The 22,046-nt window shown below is 41.6% G+C and carries 22 protein-coding genes; 8 read left to right on the forward strand and 14 right to left on the reverse strand.

The genetic code is table 11. The features are described from left to right. Positions 1–44 precede the first annotated feature (44 nt). Positions 45–839 carry a YggN family protein gene (locus tag OIZ54_RS18915; protein ID WP_004589021.1) on the reverse strand — a complete coding sequence of 265 codons (795 nt, stop codon included), beginning with the start codon at positions 837–839 and terminating at the stop codon, positions 45–47. Positions 840–1,219: 380 nt separating this feature from the next. Between OIZ54_RS18915 and OIZ54_RS18920 the strand changes: the two genes are divergently transcribed. Further along, positions 1,220–1,405: a PA3496 family putative envelope integrity protein gene (locus OIZ54_RS18920; protein ID WP_004589020.1), complete on the forward strand. Its 186-nt coding sequence runs from the start codon at positions 1,220–1,222 to the stop codon at positions 1,403–1,405. A 107-nt stretch (positions 1,406–1,512) separates the two neighbouring features. Here the strand turns inward: OIZ54_RS18920 and OIZ54_RS18925 are convergent, their stop codons facing one another. From OIZ54_RS18925 to OIZ54_RS18935, 3 genes are all read right to left on the reverse strand, one after another. After that, the gene (locus OIZ54_RS18925) at positions 1,513–2,007 is read right to left on the reverse strand and encodes a glutathione peroxidase (RefSeq protein WP_264391054.1); all 495 of its coding nucleotides are present in this window, start codon (positions 2,005–2,007) and stop codon (positions 1,513–1,515) included. 385 nt (positions 2,008–2,392) lie between these two features. Beyond that, positions 2,393–2,692: an AzlD domain-containing protein gene (locus tag OIZ54_RS18930; protein WP_004589018.1), complete on the reverse strand. Its 300-nt coding sequence runs from the start codon at positions 2,690–2,692 to the stop codon at positions 2,393–2,395. Next, entirely contained in the window at positions 2,689–3,393 is a 705-nt protein-coding gene (locus OIZ54_RS18935; protein ID WP_096040935.1) for an AzlC family ABC transporter permease, read from the reverse strand. Before OIZ54_RS18935 ends, OIZ54_RS18930 begins: the two co-directional genes overlap by 4 nt. 149 nt (positions 3,394–3,542) lie before the next feature. On the opposite strand from OIZ54_RS18935, the gene OIZ54_RS18940 reads away from it, so the two are divergent. Next, positions 3,543–4,205: a cytochrome b/b6 domain-containing protein gene (locus OIZ54_RS18940; RefSeq protein WP_138685494.1), complete on the forward strand. Its 663-nt coding sequence runs from the start codon at positions 3,543–3,545 to the stop codon at positions 4,203–4,205. A 64-nt stretch (positions 4,206–4,269) separates the two neighbouring features. On the opposite strand, the gene OIZ54_RS18945 is transcribed toward OIZ54_RS18940, so the two are convergent. After that, on the reverse strand, positions 4,270–4,722 hold the full coding sequence (locus OIZ54_RS18945; protein WP_024032101.1) for a c-type cytochrome: 453 nt from the start codon (positions 4,720–4,722) through the stop codon (positions 4,270–4,272). A 214-nt stretch (positions 4,723–4,936) separates the two neighbouring features. Between OIZ54_RS18945 and OIZ54_RS18950 the strand changes: the two genes are divergently transcribed. Together OIZ54_RS18950 and OIZ54_RS18955 are read left to right on the forward strand one after the other, a co-directional pair. Beyond that, positions 4,937–7,270 carry a S8 family serine peptidase gene (locus tag OIZ54_RS18950; protein WP_264391055.1) on the forward strand — a complete coding sequence of 778 codons (2,334 nt, stop codon included), beginning with the start codon at positions 4,937–4,939 and terminating at the stop codon, positions 7,268–7,270. An 11-nt stretch (positions 7,271–7,281) separates the two neighbouring features. Further along, positions 7,282–7,815 (forward strand): S8 family serine peptidase, encoded by a 534-nt coding sequence (locus OIZ54_RS18955; RefSeq protein ID WP_004589013.1) that lies wholly within the window; start codon positions 7,282–7,284, stop codon positions 7,813–7,815. A gap of 50 nt (positions 7,816–7,865) precedes the next feature. Here OIZ54_RS18955 and OIZ54_RS18960 read toward each other — a convergent pair whose 3' ends face one another. After that, entirely contained in the window at positions 7,866–8,330 is a 465-nt protein-coding gene (locus OIZ54_RS18960) for a DUF2721 domain-containing protein (RefSeq protein ID WP_004589012.1), read from the reverse strand. A gap of 238 nt (positions 8,331–8,568) precedes the next feature. Here OIZ54_RS18960 and OIZ54_RS20310 point away from each other — a divergent pair, with 238 nt between their 5' ends. Both OIZ54_RS20310 and OIZ54_RS18980 read left to right on the forward strand, forming a co-directional pair. Beyond that, positions 8,569–12,276, forward strand: coding sequence for a S8 family serine peptidase (locus OIZ54_RS20310; protein ID WP_319641019.1), 3,708 nt, complete (start codon positions 8,569–8,571; stop codon positions 12,274–12,276). Positions 12,277–12,409: 133 nt separating this feature from the next. Beyond that, positions 12,410–14,596, forward strand: coding sequence for a S9 family peptidase (locus OIZ54_RS18980; RefSeq protein WP_121636786.1), 2,187 nt, complete (start codon positions 12,410–12,412; stop codon positions 14,594–14,596). Positions 14,597–14,638: 42 nt separating this feature from the next. Here the strand turns inward: OIZ54_RS18980 and OIZ54_RS18985 are convergent, their stop codons facing one another. The 4 genes from OIZ54_RS18985 to OIZ54_RS19000 are packed head-to-tail and all read right to left on the reverse strand — an operon-like array spanning position 14,639 to position 18,365. Further along, positions 14,639–16,123 (reverse strand): sensor histidine kinase, encoded by a 1,485-nt coding sequence (locus OIZ54_RS18985; protein ID WP_264391056.1) that lies wholly within the window; start codon positions 16,121–16,123, stop codon positions 14,639–14,641. Positions 16,124–16,133: 10 nt separating this feature from the next. After that, positions 16,134–16,859 carry a response regulator transcription factor gene (locus tag OIZ54_RS18990; RefSeq protein ID WP_004589008.1) on the reverse strand — a complete coding sequence of 242 codons (726 nt, stop codon included), beginning with the start codon at positions 16,857–16,859 and terminating at the stop codon, positions 16,134–16,136. Positions 16,860–16,917: 58 nt separating this feature from the next. Further along, on the reverse strand, positions 16,918–17,652 hold the full coding sequence (locus OIZ54_RS18995) for a spondin domain-containing protein (protein ID WP_264391057.1): 735 nt from the start codon (positions 17,650–17,652) through the stop codon (positions 16,918–16,920). 11 nt (positions 17,653–17,663) lie between these two features. After that, the gene (locus OIZ54_RS19000; protein ID WP_264391058.1) at positions 17,664–18,365 is read right to left on the reverse strand and encodes a spondin domain-containing protein; all 702 of its coding nucleotides are present in this window, start codon (positions 18,363–18,365) and stop codon (positions 17,664–17,666) included. Between the two features lie 181 nt (positions 18,366–18,546). On the opposite strand from OIZ54_RS19000, the gene OIZ54_RS19005 reads away from it, so the two are divergent. Both OIZ54_RS19005 and OIZ54_RS19010 read left to right on the forward strand, forming a co-directional pair. After that, complete coding sequence (locus tag OIZ54_RS19005) at positions 18,547–18,912, forward strand: DUF4870 domain-containing protein (protein ID WP_024032093.1); 366 nt, start codon at positions 18,547–18,549, stop codon at positions 18,910–18,912. A 55-nt stretch (positions 18,913–18,967) separates the two neighbouring features. Further along, positions 18,968–19,402, forward strand: coding sequence for a YqaA family protein (locus OIZ54_RS19010; RefSeq protein WP_024032092.1), 435 nt, complete (start codon positions 18,968–18,970; stop codon positions 19,400–19,402). Positions 19,403–19,404: 2 nt separating this feature from the next. On the opposite strand, the gene folX is transcribed toward OIZ54_RS19010, so the two are convergent. The 4 genes from folX to nadE form a co-directional block, all read right to left on the reverse strand. Continuing rightward, entirely contained in the window at positions 19,405–19,761 is a 357-nt protein-coding gene (gene folX / locus OIZ54_RS19015) for a dihydroneopterin triphosphate 2'-epimerase (protein ID WP_024032091.1), read from the reverse strand. A 2-nt stretch (positions 19,762–19,763) separates the two neighbouring features. Next, positions 19,764–20,318, reverse strand: coding sequence for a GTP cyclohydrolase I FolE (gene folE, locus OIZ54_RS19020; protein WP_004589001.1), 555 nt, complete (start codon positions 20,316–20,318; stop codon positions 19,764–19,766). A gap of 24 nt (positions 20,319–20,342) precedes the next feature. Beyond that, positions 20,343–21,062: a dihydromonapterin reductase gene (gene folM / locus OIZ54_RS19025; RefSeq protein ID WP_264391059.1), complete on the reverse strand. Its 720-nt coding sequence runs from the start codon at positions 21,060–21,062 to the stop codon at positions 20,343–20,345. Positions 21,063–21,179: 117 nt separating this feature from the next. Continuing rightward, positions 21,180–22,016 (reverse strand): ammonia-dependent NAD(+) synthetase, encoded by an 837-nt coding sequence (nadE, locus tag OIZ54_RS19030; RefSeq protein WP_264391060.1) that lies wholly within the window; start codon positions 22,014–22,016, stop codon positions 21,180–21,182. Positions 22,017–22,046: the final 30 nt, after the last annotated feature.

Genomic DNA, 22,046 nt, shown 5'->3' on the forward strand with positions numbered 1-22,046 from the left:
ATATACAAGTGCTGCTAAAGGGATGTTAAATACGGTGCGGTGTATTAATTTTGTTTAATGGTAAATAACTCGTAGCCTTTTAGCTGCGGTAACTGCGCTACTAATTGCTCTTCTTGCTGTGCTATGTTGGCAAAGCTGTCGCATAAAGAGTTGGCACGCTTTTCAAGCGCACTGGCATGCAGCTCTACTTTTTCTTCTATTTGCGCGCCCATATTTTCCATGCGTTGCTCAAATGCATCCATATCTCCACCCGAACCAAGCAGCTCAGAGCCTAAAGCAACTAAAATACTGCCCATTGATTGCATAACGGCAGACTCAACCACGGTTTCTATTTGCTCCTCAAATTGGTGTTCAAAGTTTTCACCAAATTGATTAAAGCTTTGTTGGCCCATTACAAACGTACCTTGTTGATAAAAGGTGTTTTCTACTTCAAGTCTTATATCGTCCATCAGGCCAGATAAGTCATCAAGGCCATCAATATTAAATGCGTTAGCTACTTCCTCTAATGCTACACCGGCTATTTTTACTCCGTCTAGGGCAATATTAGCGACCTCAGGTAGCTGCGTACGTAAGTTGTCTGAATACTGGGTAAGCGCTTGGCGCTGTTCGCTGTTAATGGATACTTGTTCGCCATTTATAGTTAAGTTGCCATTGCTGTTAAAGCGCATGAATTGATTAGATGCGGTAAAAATTTCTAATTCGCTAGGTTTAATGCGTACATCGTTTTTAAACTCTACATTGCACTGTTCATTGCTAAACGAAATGCCCGCATTGTTATCGTTATGTGCCATTGCAGCGGGTGTACAAATTAAAGCGCTTACTAATAGTAAATTTTTCATGTTTATTCTCTAATAATTGTTGATGACAGCTAAGTATTAACAAGTTTGGTGCCATTATTTATTTTTATTTTAAAACAGTGGGTTATGAAAATTTGTGTGTTTTTAATGATTTTTAATTTTGATAAATAAACTACTTTTTAGTCAAAAACACTAAAAATAAATAAATGATAAATTTTATTTGTCGAAACGATAAAAAACTCTCACTTTCCACTTTCTTAATTTAGCGCTATTTATTCACAATATTGACATGAAGGCTATTTACGATAGTCACGTGGCTTTATTTTGGTGCTAATTTGTTCGTATTTTAGCGCTAAACATTTTTAATTTACCAAGTGCAGGAATAAACCTGAGTTGGTCTCAAACACTTTATGGAGTGGGTTGTGGGTAAGACATTTAGTTACGATGCGCTAGATGATGATTTTGTTGAAGACGAGTACGAAATGGTCGGGCGCAATCAGCATGACAAAAAAAAGCAAAAGGTGAAAAAGAAGTTGGAAGATTACCTTGAGCAAAAACGTTTGCGTAAAAACCTAGGTGAAGACGACTTAAACGATTACATAGACTAAATTGTGCTAGTTAAATAATGCGCCTTTTTATTAGGGTTTGAATGTGCGTTTACGCATATTTAAAGGCTAAACATTGGCAATAAAGAGGCTTTATGCCTCTTTATTACTTATTGTGTACTTAATTTAGCGAGTGCTTGTTGAATAGTGGTTTCTAGCTTTTCTGGTTTTGTAAAAGGCGCATAGCGCTTGATAGGTGTGCCATCGGACGCTATCAAAAACTTGGTGAAATTCCACTTTATTTTGCGTGTTAAAAAGCCGGGTAAGGCCGATTTTAAATACCTAAATACAGGGTGGGCGTGACGACCGTTTACATCAACCTTAGCGGCCATTAAAAAGCTTACCCCGTAATTGATTAAACAACCTTGTTGTATTTGCGTTGCGTCGCCTGGCTCTTGCTGACCAAATTGATTACATGGAAAACCAATAATAACCAATCCGCTTTTTGCGTACTTACTATGAAGAGTTTGTAGCGACTCGTACTGCTTAGTAAAACCACACTCACTTGCGGTATTAACAATAAGCACAACCTTGCCTTCAAAGTCGCTAAAATTAATTGTTTTACCGTTTAACGCAGTAGCCGTTAATTGATGAAATTCATGCATGATGGATGCTTTTTTATTGTTGTTAGCTACATTCTACCCGCTGTAGCGCGTTACTAAAAGTATAAAATTTAGGCTTGTTAATACCGCGCTTAACTATGCGCTAATGGGTTGGCTGTTATTTAGGGCGTGTTGAACTTTGCGGATTGAAATTTGTTCAACCTAGGGGCGATCAAATCGCGGCGCGAGGTTTGTAACCTAGTGGGCTAAGTAAAAACCGAGCAACAAAGAGTTTATCGCCCCTAGGCAGAACCCAAAGGGCAGCGCATGTTTGGCATTTATGCTACGTTATCGCCTATTTATGGGGAATAACCACACTTCACAGGCTCTGCCTTGCCTAAAAACCAAACATACTGCTGCAAATTCAAACGCCAAAGGTCAACACGCCCTAGTTTAAAATTAAAAATAACCCCATACTGGCAAGCGTTGTGTAATAAATATTATGTGTTTTGTAGGCAACAATAATGGCAACGATAGCTGCGCTTAAATAAGGGTTATGCCAGTTTAGGTTGAGCCCGTCTTCATTTATAAAAATAATGGGTACCCAAATAGCGGTTAGTACAGCGGGTGCGCTAAAGCTTAAAAACTGCTGCATTTTAGGGCCCACTTTAAAACCAAGGCGTTGATGTAAAAATAAGTAACGAGTAAAAAAGGTAATACACGCCATTAATAATATAGTGAGCATCATAATGGGTTGTCCTTTTTTTGTGTAAGCCTTGCAGTAAAGTAGCCTGCACTCATTGCAAGTAGAGCAGCACAAACCAACCACAACTCAAACCCCGTGCTTTTTAAAACTGTGGCGCTAATACCCGCAACAATCACAGTAACCAGCGAGGCTAAATTTTTTATGCCCGGTACCACAAGAGCAATAAATGTAGCTGCAATAGCAAAGTCGAGCCCTAAATTTGTTAAATCAGGGAGCACACTTCCTGCAACTATGCCTATGAGTGTCCAAAGGTTCCATGCAATATAAAAACTAAAACCCGCGCTTAAAGCGTATATTAGGCGCGCTTTTGTTTTATAGGCTTTGCGGTGATGCGAAAAGGCAAACAGCTCGTCGGTTAGTACAAAACTTATTGGTAAGCGCCACCGTAATGGCTGTGAAATAACTTTATGGCGTACGGCTAAACCGTATAAAAAATGCCGAGAGCTAATAATAAATGTGGTAAATAAAATAGTCAGTAAAGGGGTGTTACCGGCCATTAGTTCAATTGCAACTAATTGTGCAGAACCCGCGAATACAAGTAATGACATTGCTTGTGTTTCAAAGGCACTAAAGCCATTTTGAATCGCTAAAGAGCCACATAATATTCCCCAAGGAACGACCGCCAGGCAAAGCGGGAGCATATCAAAAAAACCTTTTAATACTGCGCGTTTAGTTATATTCATTAATACAAGTAAGTAATAAGTTTGTGCGTTTAGTGTGCCATAAATAGCGCTTTATGTAATATCATTAATGCAGCGGTAGTAAAACTTTGGAATAATGGCTTTAGTATCAAAATAATGTGCCAGAGCCTGGCAACAAGTTGAGGATGTATATGCAAAGTATAAAAGTATGGGATGGCTTTATAAGAAGCTTTCATTGGTTATTAGTGATTAATATTGCTGTGCTTTACTTTAGCATTGACGAGGGCATGATTGAGCTTCATTTTGTGGCTGGCTTTTTCGCAATCGCATTAATAGTGACCCGTTTAGTTTGGGGGCTGGTGGGCAGTAAAACGGCAAAGTTAAGCGCGTTACTGCACTCGCCAATAGCAGTATTTAAAGAGTTTAAAAATCCTAGTAAAGGGGTGGGTCATTCGGCGCCAGGTAGCTACATGGTTTTGTTGTTTTTTGTACTTATTATAGTGCAGTTAGTGACCGGGCTAATGAGCAGTGATGGCATTTTGACTGATGGGCCTTTGGTTGAGTATGTGTCGAGCTCAACGGTTGATTTTGCAAATTGGCTGCACCGCCTTAATTTCGATATTTTATTTTATGCCATTTGTCTGCATGTTACTGCCATTGTTGTGTATAAAATAAAAGGAAAACCACTTGTCAAAGCAATGATCACCGGTAAACAGGCTAACAGCGAGCAAGCCACTCAAACTAATATAGATAACACGAAAGCTCCTTGGTTGGCGTGGGCTATTTTTGTTGGATTGTTAGTGCTACTGGCAGTTACGTGGGGCAAAGAACCACTTAGTTATTTGCTAAGTTAATAGCTAACAAAAAAACAAAACGGCGCATAAAGCGCCGTTTTAGTGTGTATTGTTTTAATTGTAATTAGTCTTTAAATTGCTTGTGGCAATCTTTACAGCCTTTGGCCCATGCGCCAAATGCCTTACCAATTACCGCCTTATCGCCAGATTGAGCTGCTAAAGCTAGCTTATCTGCATTGGCAGCAAAGGCATTGGCTTTTTTAACAAAGGTTGCATTATCAGACCATACATCAGCTAATGCTGCTGTATCACCTTTATCAGTGCCTTCGTAAAACGCTTCCCACGGCATTTTAGAAAGGGCTGCTGCGTTATTAGCGCGCATTTTAAATTGCTCTGCATCAAAAGGAATTTTACCTTTTAGCATCGCGCCCATATCGCTAATTTGCACTGAAATCATAGAAAACGCAGCTTGACGGTATTCAATAGCATCACTTGGCTCTTTAAATGCAGTATTTGCAGATACGCTAAGTGTACATGTTGCTAAAGCAACCCCTGCTAAAAATTGTTTTAATTTCATGTTTTGCCCCTGTAAGAAATTATATCTACTAATTAGACATCTTGAATCGATTACTTATTTTATTCAAGTGAAACTTTAATGTCTCGCAGCTTGTTTTCTGAATATATCATTACACCTTGTCAGTTTATTGTTAACGACTGTAAACGGTGAGTTGCTATTAAGTGCCCTGTTGTGTACCTTGAGTCATCATAAAAATAATTAACGAAGGAAGTTTATGAAGCATAATATTTTTAAAATGTCGGCACTTTCTGCCGCAGTAGTTATGACGCTAGCAGGGTGTGGTGGCAGCGACAATGACAATAATAGCCAAGTTGCTGTAGTAACTGATGTTGCACCAAAAGCAAGCGATGTAGCCGTTGCCGGTTTAAAGCAATGGGTACCTGTAACTGCTGAGTTTAATGCAAGTGATAACGATGGCGATACACTTAGTTATACATTTACTGAAAATGGTGAAGCGGTTGAAGCGCAGGATGGCGTATATACTTTTAGCCATGGCTTACTAACTGTTGAAGGCGATACCTTTACTTACGTTCCTGTTTCAGGCGAAGACGCGGTAATCGATTACACCGCTAATGCAAATGGTAAATCGGCGTCTGCGCAATTAACGATTAGTGATATTGCGTCAGATCCTTTGGCTAATCAGCAATGGCACCTGCGTAACACAGGTCAAAAGTCGTACGCTCTAAGCGATGAAATGAAACAAGGCCTAATTGATTTATATGTCAACCAATTAGGTTACAGCGAAGAAGAAGCGCAAACTATTTTTGACGAGGATTTTGCTGAATCAGAAGCAGAAGAATTGGTTGCTGGCGAAGATATGAACGTAGCAGCTGCGTACGCTCAAGGTGTTACAGGTGCTGGCGTAACGGCGGTTGTTGTTGACTCTGGTATGGAAATTCGTCACGAAGACTTAGTTGATAACGTGTTACCAAACCGTTCTTTAAATTTAGATGTTGATGTGTTGGATCGCACCGACCCTACAAGTATGTCAAACAGTGGCGACCACGGTACCAGTGTTGCAGGCTTAATTGCAGCGAAAGGTTGGAATGGTAAGGGCGGGCGCGGTGTTGCACCAGATGCTGGTCTAATTGGCATGAACTACCTAGGTGGCGATAAAATTGAGCAAACTGATTTACTCGCGCATGGTTTCCCAGGTAGCGGCATTAGCACGTCAGAAAATATTTCTGCTTTTAACCGCAGCTACGGTATTACCTTCCCAACGTTTATTGGCTACTCAGAGCTAGATGAAGCTATCGAGTCTTACCCTAACCTTAACCTTCGTGATGGTAAAGGTGCCCTAAACATGAAATCGAGCGGTAACTCGTTTGTAGATGGTAGCGGTGAAGGGTCATTATGTGCCGATAATGGCGCAAATGAGCTAGGTCTTACTTGTTATAACGGCGCGTTTGAGCCAAGCCAAGGTCATCCATATTACTTAAGCGTTGCAGCTGTAAATGCTGATGGTACGCATACAAGCTACTCAAGCGGTGGTGCTAACTTAATGGTTTCAGCCCCTGCGGGTGAATATGGGCGCTGGGCGCCTGCCATGGTAACAACTGATCAAATGACCTGTATTAATGGGTACTCAGGCTTTAATGGTAGCTCGATTACGGCATGGGCTGCAGCATATGGTGAAGACTTTGCTGCATCGCAATACCCATTCAACTACCCAGGACATGAAGATAACGCTAGCTGTAACTATACCTCTACGTTTAATGGTACTTCTTCGGCAGCACCTAATGCGTCAGGTGTAGTATCACTGATTTTATCAGCTAATTCAGAGCTAACATGGCGTGATGTTCGTCATATCTTAGCTACTACAAGCACAGTCAACGATGCAGAAGATGAAGTTGTAACGCTAAGCGTTGGTGAAGGTGAATTTGTAGCGCATGACGGCTGGGTTGAAAATGCCGCAGGTTATAACTTTAATAACTTATATGGTTTTGGACGTGTAGATGCTGGTGCTGCCGTTGCGATGGCAAAAGAGTACGACGTAGTATTAGGTGAGCAAGTTATTACAGATTGGAGTGGTGTTGGCTCTGTTGTTGAAGAAGAGGCTCTTACGCTAGAAATCCCAGATAACAGTGCCGCGGGTGTTACACAGCAAATTATTGTTGAAGAAGAGCTAAACATTGAAGCAATGCAGTTTAAGTTTGATGTGAGCAATACTGAAATGGGCTTTGGTTTAGCGGATGGTACGCAAACCTCTGCTGGTACCGATTTAGCAATTGAAGTGACGTCTCCATCAGGCACACGCAGTGTATTACTAGCGTCTAAGCAAGCTCTATTTTACCCAGCTTATAGCTTTACTAACGGTTGGAACACAGGCTATGTTTTAAAAGATGCGGTACTACTGTCTAATGCTTTCTATGGCGAGACAACAAAAGGTACTTGGACTATTCGTGTTCTTGATGCTGCAGCAGATAGCTTTGCTTTTACTGATGGTACTGATAATGGTCTTGAAGTTACAGGTATTTCAAATAACCGTGCCGCAAGCGTTTTAGAAGGCGTTTCGTTGAGAGCATTTGGTCACGCAGGTCAAGAGTAAGGAATATAGATATGAAAATGAATAAATTAGTTATTTTAGGTGCTGCTGCGTGTATTTCTCTAAGTGCAACAGCGAGTTCAGTAGCAGATAAAGAGCTGCAGCTTCCAAAAAAGCCGGTAAATAGTGTGAAATACAGCAAAACCGACTTTGGCTCTTACGTTGTAGAAAAAAACTTACGTTTAGTACCAACAAGTGTTGCTGCTGATGAGTATGTTGTTTCTACCAAAGGTGAGATGGCGGTTGTTGAGTCTTCTGAGGCTTCATCGTTAGTAACAAAAGGTACACTGGTACGTAATGTCCTAACAAACAACTTAACGTCGCTTTCTGGCAATATTACTGTTTTGCTTAAAGATGGCATGAACGCAACAGAGGTAGCTCAGCTGTCTGGCTTAAAGGTAGTGTCTGTTTTCCCAGGTACTAAAATAGCGGTTTTAGCTGTTAATGAGGGTCAAGATATTTTAGCTGCTGCAGAGCAGTTAAAGTCATCTGATTATACTAAAGAAGCGCGAATTGAAGTGTTAGAGACTATTTATACTGCACAATAAAATTAAAATGTTGTGATAAAAGCCCGAGAAAATCTCGGGCTTTTTTATTGCTAATCGTTAATATCAGCAAATATCATCCCTCGGCGCATACTACGTGTGGCCAAAAATACCTCGCCAAGTAACGACATAAAACCACATATTAATAAGGCCATTGCAGCCACAAAACAGCTGGCAATTGTTACCCCTAAATTAATAGACTGAATGTGTGATAAAAACAACAGCATAACCACAGCGCATACTAGCAAGGCGCTTAGCACGCTCATACTAAAAGCAATGTGAATACATCGAGAGCGCTTTAACAGGGCTCGCAGCTCTGTGGCTAGGGTTTTATTAAAGTCTTCATCGGTGCTTACCTTGAGTTTTCGCTCAAGTTGTCGCGCACGGTCAGTAATGCGGGCTAAGCGATTAGATAAAACCCCGAGCGTGGCAGCAATACCCGTAATTAAAAAGACAGGGGCGACGGCAGTCTGAATTACTTTAGCCATGGTTAAAATATTTATAACGTCGTTACTCATTCATTTTCCATAGAGAAGTTAGGTTTTGTTTACAGTGATTTACAAATCACAGAAATGGAAAAACTTATTTAAAATTAGTTTGTTGTGATATTTTTGCGATGCTATTCCTGCAGTTTTGTAATCCACTTGTAATTGAGTTGTTGCTAGCCTGAGGGCTGTAGTTCTATATTAAAATCACAATTCTAATCACATTGAATTGAGTAAATACAATAATATAAAACTCACTCCAGGGGAAATAATGTCTAATATAACACTAAAAAGAACCGCTATTTCATCAGCTATTGGTTTAGCTATGATGTCATACGGTGCAGCCGCCGCACCTGATTTATCTAGAGGATATGTCCCAGAAACATCAAGTGTAAAAACATACTCTCAAGATAAAACCATTTCTACTAAAGCACGCTATATTATCCAGCTTGAAGACGAGCCGCTAGCAACCTACAAAGGCGGCATTGCAGGGCTTGAAGCAACCTCTGCAGCAGTAACTGGGGATAGTAAAGTTAATCTATCTTCAGCACCTGCGTTAAAGTACAGCAGCTACTTAAAAGCAAAACAAAAAAGTGTAGCGCAAGTAGCCGCATCTGTTAGCGGTGGCTCAGTTTCACATTCATTTAGTACGTTATTCAACGGTATCGTGGTAGAAGGTGAGCAAGGTCAACGTGAAAAACTCGCTAAACTTGCGGGTGTAAAAAAAGTATTTTTAGATACTGAGTACCACACATTAATGGATGCTTCTATTGATGTGATTAGAGGCGTTGAGGCATGGCAGGCGCTTGGTGGTCAGTCTGAAGCTGGTAAAGGGGTTAAAGTTGCTATTATTGACTCGGGTATTCGCCCAGAAAACCCTATGTTTTCAGATGTGGGTTTTGCAGCTGCAGAGTTTAGTGAGGAAGAAGCGGCTTACATTGCAGAAAACCCAGATTACTGTCGTATAGAGGGTGGTGAAGCCGATTTTTGTAATAATAAATTAATTGTGGCGCGTGCATTTGGCCCAACACCAAGTGATGTTCACCCTGACGAATATATAGGTTCTCCACTCGGTTACGACGGTCACGGAACGCATGTTGCTGGTACTGCTGTAGGTAACCCAATTGAAATTACTTACCAAGACAATAACGTTTCAATTTCAGGTGTTGCACCAGCGGCACAGTTAATGGCTTATAAAGCGCTTTGGCACACAGCCGATGGACGAGGCAGCGGTACTACCGTTGCACTAATGGGGGCATTAGAAGCGGCCATTAAAGATGGCGCAGACGTAATTAATAACTCGTGGGGCGGTGGTGCAGGTGGTAATCCATCAAGCAGTGCATACAGTGATTTATTCACAGCTGCAGAAGAAGCGGGTGTAGTGGTTGTAACTGCAGCGGGTAACGATGGTAACGGCGCACAAACTATTGGTTGCCCTAGCTGTATTGAGTCTGGTTTAACAGTTGCCAATACGCAAACAGGGCGTTTCTTCTCTCAACAAATTGAAGTGGCAGGTGAAACCTATTTAAGCATTGAAGGAAGCAATGGTTTATTAACAGACCCTATTTCACTTCCTATTATTTCAGCGCAAGTGATTGCTCCTGATAATTTTGAAGGGTGTGAAGAGTTTGCTGAAGGTATCTCATTTGCAGACTCTGTAGCATTAATCTCTCGTGGTAGCTGTGCGTTTTCAGCCAAAGCTGAAAATGCGGCGAAAGCAGGTGCAACAGCGGTAATTATCCACAACAATGTTGCTGGCGGTGCAATGGGCATGTCTATGGATGACGCCACAATTCCAGCCTCAGCGATTAGCCAAGAAGATGGTTTAAGCTTGGTTGAGCTGTTAACTGCAGCTGAAGAGCCGGTTATTGCTTCACTCGACCCTAGTGTTAAAAGAACAATTCAAGAGAAATTTACTGATGCCGTAAACTCTTCAAGTTCGCGTGGTCCTAATGGTGAGCCTAGCTTCTTAAAACCTGATATTGCAGCGCCAGGTACAGATATTTTATCTGCGTACTCGCCAGATGAAGGTAATGGTATTACCTTTAATGCGATTACAGGCACAAGTATGGCAAGCCCTCATGTTGCTGGTGCAGCAGCATTGATGAAGCAAGCTCACCCAGAGTGGAATGCGGTACAAATCAAAACGGCACTTATGAGCTCATCTAAAATGGATGGCCTACATAAAGAAGACTTAGTGACAAAAGCTGATGCATTTGATGTAGGTGCCGGTCGATTAGATATGCCTAATGCGCTAGAGGCAGCACTTACATTTGATCATGGCTCTTACGCCGATCCAAGTTGTTTAAGCGTTTGTAGCTTCTCAAATACCGTGCAAAATATGACTGATGTTGCTGGTGAGTGGACTGCAAAAGTAGTAACCGATATGCAAGGCGCTGAAATTACGGTTTCGCCTAGCACCGTTATGCTTGGCGCGCACGGTTCTACCTCTACAGACTCTGAAGGTGCAGAAACAAGCACTGACATGGCTGAATTTAACTTAGATATTGATTCAACATTTAACGATGTTAAAGGTTGGAACTTTGGCCATGTAGTGTGGACTCATACTGAGACAGGTCAAATCGCTCACTTACCATTTGCTATCTACGATAACGAAGCAACCAATAGCAGTGTGTTTAGTGCAACAGTCGATGCCGATTCTTTAAATTCTTCTACTCCAGCAAAAGTAGGTGTGCAATTTAATAATACTCTGTTCACTGACGAGCTATCAGTAAATGTAAAACTTGATGAAAATGCAGAACTTCTTAAAGGTGCTGCCCCTGTTGTTGAAGTGACTAATGGTGCAGGTGAAGTAACATTAAGTGAAGACAATAAAGAGCTAACTTGGACTGGCACATTAGGGCCAAAAGAATTTGCTATTAACAGCAGTGATTTCTTAGGTACCTTCTCATTGGCTGATGAAGGCATTGAACCACAAGCGTGTCCTGACGGGTGTGATGAGATAACCATTACGGTTGAAGCTGACTTTATTTTTGATGGGAAAGAGTACTCAGCATTTACTATCTCAGATAACGGCTTTATTGCTGTTGGTGCAGATGTAAATACTACTAACTCTTGGAGCCCTCAAGCAATGCCTAATGCACGTACACCTAATGGTGTTATTGCGCCGCTTTGGGCTGACTTTGATTTAGCTGGTGGCACGAGCGGTGGCGGTGATCTTTATGTGGCTAAATTTGATAGCGGCTATGTAGTTGTAGAATGGCATGACGTTGAGCTTTGGGGTAGTTCTTTAGGTGATAAGTACACGTTCCAAGTGATCTTAAAAGAAGGGACTGATGAAGTTCGTATGAACTACATTGATGTGCCTGCTTTACCTGCACCTTACTCAGCGGGTGTAGAGTCTGCTGATGGCAACGTAGGTGCAATGCTGGCCACAGTTCCAACGGGTAATGCTATTGGTAGTGGCTACTTAGTCGATCAAATCAAAGGCGGTGTTGTTGATATTCAATATCAAGCTTTTGCAAAAGATCGCAGCCATTACACAGCTGCAGATGCAGTAGAAGTTGATGAAGAACAAACAGTGACTATTGATGTATTAGCTAATGATATGGCTGAGTCGCGTTTTGTATTTGACGCAGTAGCTTCTTCAGAAACAGAAAACGCAGAATTCTCTGCCCATAAAGGTGTAAGAATTAAAGGCAGCTTAGTGGCATCAACTGTTGAGGTGGTTTCAGCACCTGCAAATGGCTCTACAACCGTGAATGAAGATGGCACGATTGATTATACGCCAAATGCACAGTTCTCTGGTGAAGATAGCTTTACATACACAGTGCGTGAAGCATCAGGCACTAGCGCCGAAGAAACTATGGTATCAATCGTTGTTAACGATACCATTGCAGACCCTCAGCCAGTGACGCCAACACCAGAGCCTGAAAGCAATGGTTCATCGGGCTCACTAGCTTGGTTAACATTACTTGCTGCGCCGTTTGCATTTATGCGTCGTCGTAAACAAAAGTAATTTTATAACTAGCACGTTATTTTAAAGGGAGCCTCGGCTCCCTTTTTACATAGCTTCACAAACTAAATTACACCACGCTTTATTATTAGGTATATTTAATAGCACCAATAATAAAAACTATAGAGATTTCATAATGATTCGTTCCTCATTCACGCTAGCCGCGTTATCACTCGCTGTGCTAGCCGGCTGTGATAATGCGCCAAAAAGTACACCTTCAGATACAGCAACTACTATGCAAACACAACAAACAGAAAAACCAGTGAGCGCCGTGGCGCCAATTGCTAAAAAAGTACCTCATGAAATGACGATTCATGGCGATACGCGTATTGATGATTACTACTGGTTGCGTGATGACGAGCGTAAAGCGCCAGACGTTATAAGTTACTTAAATGCTGAAAACGCTTATACCGAGGCAATGCTTGCGCATACTCAAACATTGCAAGATAAGTTATTTGAAGAGTTAAAAGGGCGTATTAAAAAAGACGATGACTCGGTGCCTGTTAAAAAAGGCGACTATTTTTATTCATCGCAAACGCGTGGTGAAAACGAATACCCTACCTATGTTCGCAGTAGCGATTTTAAAGGCACTGATCAGCAAGTTATTTTAGATGTAAATGCGTTGGCCAAAGATCACGACTACTTTGCTGTAAGTGGCTTATCTGTAAGTACTAACGGAAATTTAATGGCGTACGGGGAAGACACCGTTAGCCGTAGAATTTACACCATAAAGGTAAAAGATTTAACCACAGGCCAATTACTCGAAGACACGCTTGAGGGAACAAACGGCGGCGTTATTTGGGCAAACGATAATAAAACCTTTTACTACATTAAAAAAGATGCACAAACCTTACTTGGCTATCAAGTTTTTCGCCATACGTTAGGTACACCGCAAAGCGATGATGAACTTATTTACGAAGAAGCTGATACAAGTTATTACACGGGTATTAGTAAGAGCAAAGATGGCTCAGAAATATATATTTGGCACAGCAGCACCAATGCCTCTGGTATGTCGGTACTTAGCGCAGATGATAATAAAGCAAAACCTAAGCGCTTAATTGAGCGTGAGGACGATCTTGAATACAGTATTTCAAAGCTTGGCAATACGTATTACATCGTCACTAACTTAAATGCGGTTAACTTTCAGCTTATGAAGGTGGATGTAGATAAAGCGCATGATAAAGCAAATTGGCAAACGGTAATTGCGCCGCGCGATGATATTAAGCTAGAAGGCGTTGATTTATTTAAAGACTACCTTGTATATCAAGAGCGAGAACTGGGTCAGTCGCGCCTTATTGTTCGCCATTTATCGACTGGAGATGAGCACACGCTAAGCTTTAACGACAGTGCCTATACCATTGCAAGCTATGGCAACAACGATATAAACAGCGACAAATTACGTGTTTATTATACCAGTATGACGACACCGGTTTCGTCGTACGATATTGACCTTAAATCAGGTGATAAAACCCTACTTAAACAGCAAGCCGTGTTAGGTGATTTTAACGCAGATAACTATGCCTCGGAGCGTATTTTTGTAGGTGCGCGCGATGGTATAAAAGTGCCGGTAAGCTTAGTGTACCGTAAAGATGCATTTAAAAAGGATGGCACAAACCCATTACTGCAATATGGTTATGGCTCGTACGGCGCTACCATGGACCCTACTTTTTCAAGTTCACGTTTAAGCTTATTAGACCGTGGCTTTGTGTTTGCTATAGCGCATGTGCGTGGTTCGCAAATGTTAGGCCGCCCATGGTATGAAGACGGAAAGTTATTAACTAAAAAGAACACTTTTAACGACTTTGTTGATGTAACCAAATCATTAGTGGCACAAGGTTATGGCGCAAAAGACGAAATATTTGCCTACGGTGGTAGTGCTGGTGGTTTATTAATGGGCGCGGTGGTTAACCAAGCACCAGAGCTATATAAAGGGGTGGTCGCAGCAGTGCCTTTTGTTGATGTAGTTACCACCATGCTTGATGCAAGTATACCACTTACTACCAATGAGTATGGTGAGTGGGGTAACCCAAATGAAAAAGAATATTACGATTACATGCTGTCGTACTCGCCGTATGATCAAGTCTCAAAGCAAGCGTATCCTAATATGTTAGTGACTACCGGTTTACATGACTCACAAGTTCAATATTTTGAGCCAGCTAAGTGGGTTGCAAAGCTGCGTGACTATAAAACAGATGATAATAAACTGCTGTTTAAAATAGATATGGAAGCCGGCCATGGCGGGGCGTCTGGACGCTTTAAACGCCTAGAAGATACTGCGCTAAACTATGCATTTATGCTTGATTTAGCCGGTATTAAAAAATAAGTTAATCAAAATTAAGTAATGTTCTAAAGGTATAGCCGTTGGCTATACCTTTATTTTTTGCGGCAAGTTAAAGCTAAACATAGTGCCTTTGCCCAGCTCACTTTGTACATTTATCTCACTGTCCATAAGTTTTAGTAACCCCTTACAAATAGCCAGCCCTAAGCCACCTTGTTGGCGCCCTTCGTTATTTGAATTTGAAGCCTGGTAATGCGGATTAAAAATAGCGTTTAGCTCATCATGCTTAATACCCACGCCGGTATCAGAAACCTGCACAAATAATTGCTTTTCATCAATACGCTTAACGTTTACAGCTATGCTGCCGCCTTTAGGTGTGTGCCTTATTGCGTTATCAATTAAATTACTTAAAACACGCTCAAGTTTTGCAATATCGGCTACAACAGGAAAATCGCAAATTGCGGGCTCTACCGTTAAGTTAAGGCCTTTTTTCTCGGCGGTTAGAGAAAACTTAGCAATGCAATCGTAAATAAGCTCACCTAAATTAAAGGTTTCTTTGTGAATGCTTATTTCGCCGTTTTCTAAATGGGCTAATTCAAAAATTTGTTCAATAAGCTGTTTAAGCTGCGCGCAGTTATTAAGGGATACATGTAAGTACTCACGTTGTTCTTGAGCACTTAATTGCGCCCCCGACTGATTAAGCACCTCTAAAAACCCCTGCAAAGAGGCAAGGGGGGTTCTTAAATCGTGAGATAAGTGAGTAAGCAACTCCTTGCGCTGTTTATCGCTTTGCTCAAGTGCTTTAAATTGCTCGTCAATACGGGTAACCATCGCTTGAATGTTACGGCCTAAACTGTGCACTTCGTTACTTTTTTGGGTTGAATAGTTACTGAGCTTGGTATCGGTAAGGCTGTAATTAGCTGCTTCAATATTGCTTACATCACGGGCTAATCGCTGAATAGGGTTGGTAAAAAAGCGCAGTAAAATAAGCATCGCAATCAGTAAAAATGCAAGTGCAGCTCCAAGCCATAATGCGGCAAGCCATAGTTTGTCATTATTTTTAATTGTGCTTAAAGAGGTATCGTAGGCTTCACCGCCAATAATTACATACAAGTACCCTTGCAGCTTATCGTTATTAAAAACAGGCGCTACAGAGAATATTTTTTGCTGCGCTTTATTTCTTGGATCATCACCATAAATTGGCGCTGCAGCTGGGGTGTTAATCAGCTTTTTTAAGGGGGCTAAATTAATATGAGTGCGTTTAACTTTACCAGGCTTTGCTGAGTAAGTGAGGATTTTTCCGTTTTCATCCACAAAATAAAACTCAAATGCGGGGCCTAATAACATTAAGGTATGAAATAGGTTTTCTAGGGCTGCGTAGTCGTATACACCCTCTTTTATTAATGGGTTATCTTGTACTAAATGCTCAGCAAGGGCTAAGTGCAGGTTTTGCTCGCCATGATGTTTTGAGGTGAGCTCTAGTTGTTTACTCCAGCTGTATACGAGTGCACAAATAAAGCAAAATATAACCACCAACGACACCGCTAATTTTTGATACAAAGATAGGTTCATAATAAGGCTCTTAAGTAAGTTGGCTTGGATTTAGTTTGTAGCCAACGCCCCAAACGGTTTCGATAATAGGCGCTTGATGATGTAGCTCAAGTTTGGCGCGTAACCTATTTATATGTGAGTTAACGGTATGCTCGTACCCGCTGTGCTGATACCCCCATACTTTGTCGAGCAATTGCTGGCGGCTAAAAACATGGTTTGGGTGGCGAGCAAAATATACCAGTAAATCAAATTCAGTGGCGGTGAGGTTAAGTGCTTGTTCGTCTAAATAAACTTGATGTGAGCTAAATTCAATATTGAGTGAGCCTATATTTAGCGTTTGTTCGTTGCACGGGCTGTCGTTTTCGTTATTTTGAATCGCTAGAAGTTGTGAGCGGTGGCGTAATTGTGTTTTAACGCGGGCTTGTAATTCGCGAGCAAAAAAGGGTTTGCAAATATAGTCATCAGCACCCATTTCAAGACCAATTACACGGTCCATATCGCTACTGAGCGCGGTAAGTAAAATAACGGAAATGGTAGGGTAGTGCTCTTTAATTTTACGGCATAAACTCAAGCCATCCATTTGTGGCAGGTTTATATCCAGTAAAATAAGCCCGTAAGGTTGTTTTGCTATTTTTTTTAATGCGAGCTCAGCGCTTACAACATGGTCAACATGCAAATTTAACGCAGCAAGTTGAGTTGTTATTAATTGCCCTATTTCTCTGTCGTCTTCTACTACCAGTATTTTTTCGTGCCGCATGGTTAACCTCGTAAAAAAGGGACATCCGTGTCGCCTCACATCCCCATTACAAGCTGTTTTACTGTGTACGAGTGATCACGATTTTTGATACTGGGTTATCAAACTTATGTTCAACACCTAGTACAGAGTTTGATAAGCCATCTTGATTAGACACAACACCTGGGTGCATTGTGATTATATCGGCAATATCGTCGCGTATTTCGTTAAACCCTTCGCCGCCAGCAGCGGGACCAGGCACAGTGTCAGCTGTTTCTGTATTTGCTTCCGTACCTGCATCGTAAGCTGGCGTCGTTCGTGATATTGAACTGCCTACTTCCAATGTTGATACATCTACAGAACTAAGACCGGTAAAAGCGTCATTTGTATTCCCAAGCATGGCAGCAAAAGATAAATTAAGAACATCTTGTGCATCAACTAAAAGGGTTACAGAGGTTGTTTCGCCAGGGCCAATACCACCTTCAGCCGAGACTGAAGCAAGTGCATTTTCATCGCTAAGGTACTCTTCATTAGCGCCGCTTTCTGCAATCATTTCTAAACCGACAGAAGCCGTCTCACCAAATTTCCATGGTGGGGTTTCATCAAATGCAATGACCGAGAGTGGTGATAGTGGTTGTCCCGCCGTTAAGTTACTAAAAGAGATAGTAAACTCATAAACAACAGGTTCGGGCTCTACAACAACCACAGGTTCTTGCTCTTCAATAGAGTCGTTATTATCGTTATCGCCACATGCGGCTAGTGAGCTGGCTAACAGTAAAATAAGGGCACTTTTTTTAAAATTAGAAAGAGATGACATAATTAACTCTCCTATTTAACCGTCACAGTTAATTTTGCAACGGGGTTTAACCATCTATGTACAGTGTTATTCAAATCACTGTTTCCACCTTCTAGGTCATCATCGCCAAGGGCACCCGGGTGAATGTGCACCATCGTATTTGTATCGCCAGTTGTAGTACCTGTACCGTTAGTGCCTGCTTGGCCGCCCGGCGCAGCAGGGATACCTAATACACCAGGTGCACCCGAGCCTTCTACTACAAGTTCGTTATTTGCTTCTGTACCTGCATCATAACCATTGAGGTAAACAGTGTAGGTGCCTGCTTCTGTTGGAACTTTCCAGCTATCAAGACCTACAAAGCCATCATTGGTTGGCAGTAACATAGCCGCTACAGATAGGTATTCGTTGCCATCGGTAGTTGTGAGCTCTGCTGTTGCAGATGCCGCGGGTGCTAAAAGGCCTGCCGCTGGGTTTTCTGCAATATCGCTACTCGATGCTGACGCTTGAGTAACAAGTGCTGATATATCGCCGCCTTCAGCCATTGCTTGTAGTGCAGCAGAGGCTTCGGTTGCGACTTCAAATAATTTATCTTCGCTATCGTGTGCCGTTATTAGTACCGGTGTAAAGTAAAGGCCTTTAGTAAGGTTAGTAATTTCTACTTCTAGCTCTGCTGCCAATGTTGATTGGCTAGCTACTGCTAAAAGGGTTGCAACTGTAAATGCTGAAGCTTTCATTATTATTTCCTGTAAGTGATGATTCAGGCTAAGTATTGAATAACCACCTCAAGAAACTCTCACAAAGTTATCACTTTTTTATCACAGCGGGTTAGGGCGTGTTATTTAACAATATAGCTACCTCTATATAGACACCTGCTCAATAAAAAGGCAGTATGTATTAACTAATAAGGAGAGCGTAATGGAAGAAAATCAACAGCTTGAGCCGTTATCAAAAGACGAAAAAACATGGGCTATGCTTTGTCATTTAAGCGCTGTAGCCGGTTTTGTTATTCCGTTTGGCTCTATACTTGGGCCATTAGTGGTATGGCTTATTAAAAAAGATGAAATGCCAATTGTCGATTTACACGGTAAAAAATCGCTTAATTTTCAAATTACTATGGCTATAGCTTACTTTGTGTGTTTTTTACTAGTATTTGCCGTAATCGGCCTCGTTTTGCTGCCTTTAGTGGCTATTTTTTCTTTTATCATGGTGGTTTTAGCCAGTATTAAAGCCAACGAAGGGAAAGAGTTTAATTACCCACTGAGTCTAAATTTGATAAAATAAATGACGACCCTTTAATAAACCCAGCTGTATGCTGGGTTTTTACTTTAAGTACTTAATGCTTTATATCACCTTATTTTTTAGTGCGTTTGTGTCCGCTACTTTATTACCAAGTTCTTCAGAAGTGGTACTTGTTACCATGATAAGCCAAGCAAAAGCTAATCTGTGGCTGCTGTGGTTAGCCGCTACTTCAGGTAATGTGCTAGGAAGTTGTGTTAATTATTGGTTAGGAACTCATGTGCTGCGTTTTAAGCACAAAAAATGGTTTCCGGTATCGGCCAAGGGGCTTGAAAAAGCGCAATCTCAATTTAAAAAATATGGGGTATATAGCTTACTGTTTGCTTGGCTGCCGATTGTGGGCGACCCACTAACGGTAATTGGTGGCATATTTAAAGTGCGTTTTAGTCTGTTTTTATTATTAGTAAGCATTGGCAAAGGCGCGCGGTATTTAGCCGTTATTGCCCTTGCCAGTGGTGCACAAGCGGTTTTGTAAAGTTACTTTGACCAATCAAGCGTGAGCGAAACTGAGTCGGCAAAGCGCAGTGCATGCGGTTTATCTACTCTGGCTTTTGCGTAATGCACGCTTGGATGTGTATGGCATACTGCAAGTATTTCGGCAACCAGCTTTTCAAGCAACAAAAAGTGCCCTTGCTCTACTAGGTTTATCACCTCTTTGGTGATCACTTTATAGTTAAGCGCTTGGTCCACTTCGTCTGTTTTACAGGCGTCATCGGCAGGGTAGTGAATTTCTAAATTAATCACTACATCTTGCTTTTTTTCCCGTTCTTCTGGGTTAAAACCAATAAATGTACGTAAGCGTAAGTTAGTTACGTTAATAATTGCGTTGGCCATAATTAACCCTTAATAAGCTGTAAAAACTCGTTACGCGTTTTAGAGTCACTTCTAAAGTTACCTAGCATTACAGAGGTACGCATGCTTGAATTTTGCTTCTCTACACCGCGCATCATCATACACATGTGTTTAGCTTCAACAATAACGCCCACGCCTTTAGCACCGGTTACTTCTTCAACTGCTTTTGCAATTTGATGAGTAAGCTGCTCTTGAATTTGAAAGCGGCGAGCAAACATATCAACAATACGTGCAAATTTAGATAAGCCTAGTACTTTGCCATCGGGAATATAAGCAATATGGCAACGACCAATAAAAGGTAATAGGTGGTGCTCACACATAGAGTAAAGCTCTATATCTTGTACAAGTACCATGTCATCAGCGTCTGAGCTAAATACCGCATTATTGGTAATTTCATCAAGCGTTTGACGATACCCTTTGGTTAAATACTCCATGGCTTTTGCTGCACGTTTTGGTGTATCGAGAAGACCTTCTCGGCCTGCATCTTCACCCACAGCGGTAATAATGTTTTGGTAGCTTTGCTTTAAATCGTCATGCATAAATTTCTCAGTTTAATGTGTGTTCTACTTTAAATGGCGGCCGCCATCCACAGGCAAAGCGCGGCCTGTGATGTAGTGGCTGCGCAGTAATAAATCAATACTATTAATAATTTCTTGGCAACCTGGTTCTATACCCATAAGAGATTTTTTAAGGGTTTTAGCACGGTAAGCCTCGTCATCGTGCTGATTAAAAATAATCAACGATGGCGCAACCGAATTCACCTTTATGTTTGGTGCGTACTTAGCGCTAAACGACTTGGTTAAGTTATCAAGTGCAGCCTTACTTGCGGCATAGGCAATGTGCTTTGGGCTACCTGTTTCAACAACGTAATCGGTAAGATGAATAATGTCAGCCGGTGTGCAAGCATCAGCTTGGTATGCCATTAATAGCTTTGCACAGGCATTATTAATTAAATACGGTGTTTTGGCATGAATGCGCATCATGTTATCAAACAAACTCGAAAAATCAGGGTTACTGGCTTCGCAGTCCCAGCTAGAGGCATTGTGGACAATGGCACGTAAAGAGTGAGTTTGCTGTTTGAGTGTTTCAATAAAGCTAGCTATACCAGCATCGCTGCTAAAGTCGGCGTGTATGCATACGGCGCCTTGTTGTTCTAAGTCGTCGACTGCATCGTGGCGCGTACGATAGGTAATAATAATAGCTTGGCCTTGCGATAAAAAGTGCTTCGCAAGCGCAAGGCCAATACGTTGACCAGCGCCTGTTATTAAAATAGGAGATGTCATGTAATGCAGTTTTCTCTTTGGCAGGCGTTAAAATTAACTATAAATCAGTTTTTTGTTTTACGTAACATTACGGCGAATAGATCAGCTAGTGCATACGCAGCACTAGCTGCTTAGCCGTTATAAATCATAGTAAATAGTCGGAATGGGTTGGCGCTTATGCTGAGTGCGAACATAAATATCAGTTAGTTTTTGCTCAACCTCTGCAGCCACCGGCTTGCCTTCTAAAAAGTCGTCAATTTGATCATAGCTCAGTCCTAATGCTTCTTCATCGGTGAGGCCTGGGCGGTCACTTTCTAAATCAGCTGTTGGGGCTTTTGTTACTAATAGCTCAGGCGCACCTAAGGCAGTTGCAAGTGCGCGAACTTGACGTTTTGATAAGCCAAATAACGGGGCTAAATCGCATGCGCCATCACCAAATTTGGTGTAAAAACCAGTAATGTTTTCAGCGCTGTGATCGGTACCCACAACGAGGCCTTGGCAAAAACCAGCTATTTCGTATTGCGCTACCATGCGTTGGCGTGCTTTTACATTACCTTTTACAAAGTCAACTTTAGCTTGCTCAGGTAGCTCTTCACCACTGCCTACTACTGCCGCCATGGCTTGCTCGTGTAATGCATCGGCAGCAGGTTTTACGTTGACGGTCATGCGTTTACTAGGCTTGATAAAATCAACGGCCATTTGCGCTTCGTCTTCATCTGCTTGTACACCGTATGGCAAACGAACCGCAATAAATTGGTACTTATTAGTGTTTTGCTCTGCGTTTAGTTCATCTACGGCTAATTGGCACAAGCGCCCGCAGGTCGATGAGTCAACACCGCCGCTAATTCCAAGCACTAGCGATACACTATGGGCTGCCACTAAACGTGCTTTTATAAAGTTAACTCGACGGGTAATTTCGGCGTTTACATCAATAGTTGGCTGAACTTTCATTTCAGCCATAATTTCGGCGCGCATGGCCAGCTCCTCGTTATTTAATAAGTAGTT

Source organism: Pseudoalteromonas sp. A3 (genome assembly GCF_025942345.1).
GTDB lineage: Bacteria > Pseudomonadota > Gammaproteobacteria > Enterobacterales > Alteromonadaceae > Pseudoalteromonas > Pseudoalteromonas atlantica.

Excerpts from the sequence above, each read along its gene's own strand:
- OIZ54_RS18985 (WP_264391056.1), bottom strand. The coding sequence starts at position 16,123 with ATGAACCTATCTTTGTATCAAAAATTAGCGGTGTCGTTGGTGGTTATA.
- OIZ54_RS18960 (WP_004589012.1), bottom strand. The coding sequence starts at position 8,330 with ATGAGTAACGACGTTATAAATATTTTAACCATGGCTAAAGTAATTCAG.
- OIZ54_RS19010 (WP_024032092.1), top strand. The coding sequence starts at position 18,968 with ATGCTTTATATCACCTTATTTTTTAGTGCGTTTGTGTCCGCTACTTTA.
- OIZ54_RS20310 (WP_319641019.1), top strand. The coding sequence starts at position 8,569 with ATGTCTAATATAACACTAAAAAGAACCGCTATTTCATCAGCTATTGGT.
- OIZ54_RS18915 (WP_004589021.1), bottom strand. The coding sequence starts at position 839 with ATGAAAAATTTACTATTAGTAAGCGCTTTAATTTGTACACCCGCTGCA.
- OIZ54_RS18950 (WP_264391055.1), top strand. The coding sequence starts at position 4,937 with ATGAAGCATAATATTTTTAAAATGTCGGCACTTTCTGCCGCAGTAGTT.
- OIZ54_RS19000 (WP_264391058.1), bottom strand. The coding sequence starts at position 18,365 with ATGAAAGCTTCAGCATTTACAGTTGCAACCCTTTTAGCAGTAGCTAGC.
- folM (WP_264391059.1), bottom strand. The coding sequence starts at position 21,062 with ATGACATCTCCTATTTTAATAACAGGCGCTGGTCAACGTATTGGCCTT.
- OIZ54_RS18990 (WP_004589008.1), bottom strand. The coding sequence starts at position 16,859 with ATGCGGCACGAAAAAATACTGGTAGTAGAAGACGACAGAGAAATAGGG.
- nadE (WP_264391060.1), bottom strand. The coding sequence starts at position 22,016 with ATGCGCGCCGAAATTATGGCTGAAATGAAAGTTCAGCCAACTATTGAT.
- folX (WP_024032091.1), bottom strand. The coding sequence starts at position 19,761 with ATGGCCAACGCAATTATTAACGTAACTAACTTACGCTTACGTACATTT.
- OIZ54_RS19005 (WP_024032093.1), top strand. The coding sequence starts at position 18,547 with ATGGAAGAAAATCAACAGCTTGAGCCGTTATCAAAAGACGAAAAAACA.
- OIZ54_RS18935 (WP_096040935.1), bottom strand. The coding sequence starts at position 3,393 with ATGAATATAACTAAACGCGCAGTATTAAAAGGTTTTTTTGATATGCTC.
- OIZ54_RS18955 (WP_004589013.1), top strand. The coding sequence starts at position 7,282 with ATGAAAATGAATAAATTAGTTATTTTAGGTGCTGCTGCGTGTATTTCT.
- OIZ54_RS18980 (WP_121636786.1), top strand. The coding sequence starts at position 12,410 with ATGATTCGTTCCTCATTCACGCTAGCCGCGTTATCACTCGCTGTGCTA.
- OIZ54_RS18930 (WP_004589018.1), bottom strand. The coding sequence starts at position 2,692 with ATGATGCTCACTATATTATTAATGGCGTGTATTACCTTTTTTACTCGT.
- OIZ54_RS18995 (WP_264391057.1), bottom strand. The coding sequence starts at position 17,652 with ATGTCATCTCTTTCTAATTTTAAAAAAAGTGCCCTTATTTTACTGTTA.
- OIZ54_RS18940 (WP_138685494.1), top strand. The coding sequence starts at position 3,543 with ATGCAAAGTATAAAAGTATGGGATGGCTTTATAAGAAGCTTTCATTGG.
- OIZ54_RS18945 (WP_024032101.1), bottom strand. The coding sequence starts at position 4,722 with ATGAAATTAAAACAATTTTTAGCAGGGGTTGCTTTAGCAACATGTACA.
- folE (WP_004589001.1), bottom strand. The coding sequence starts at position 20,318 with ATGCATGACGATTTAAAGCAAAGCTACCAAAACATTATTACCGCTGTG.
- OIZ54_RS18925 (WP_264391054.1), bottom strand. The coding sequence starts at position 2,007 with ATGCATGAATTTCATCAATTAACGGCTACTGCGTTAAACGGTAAAACA.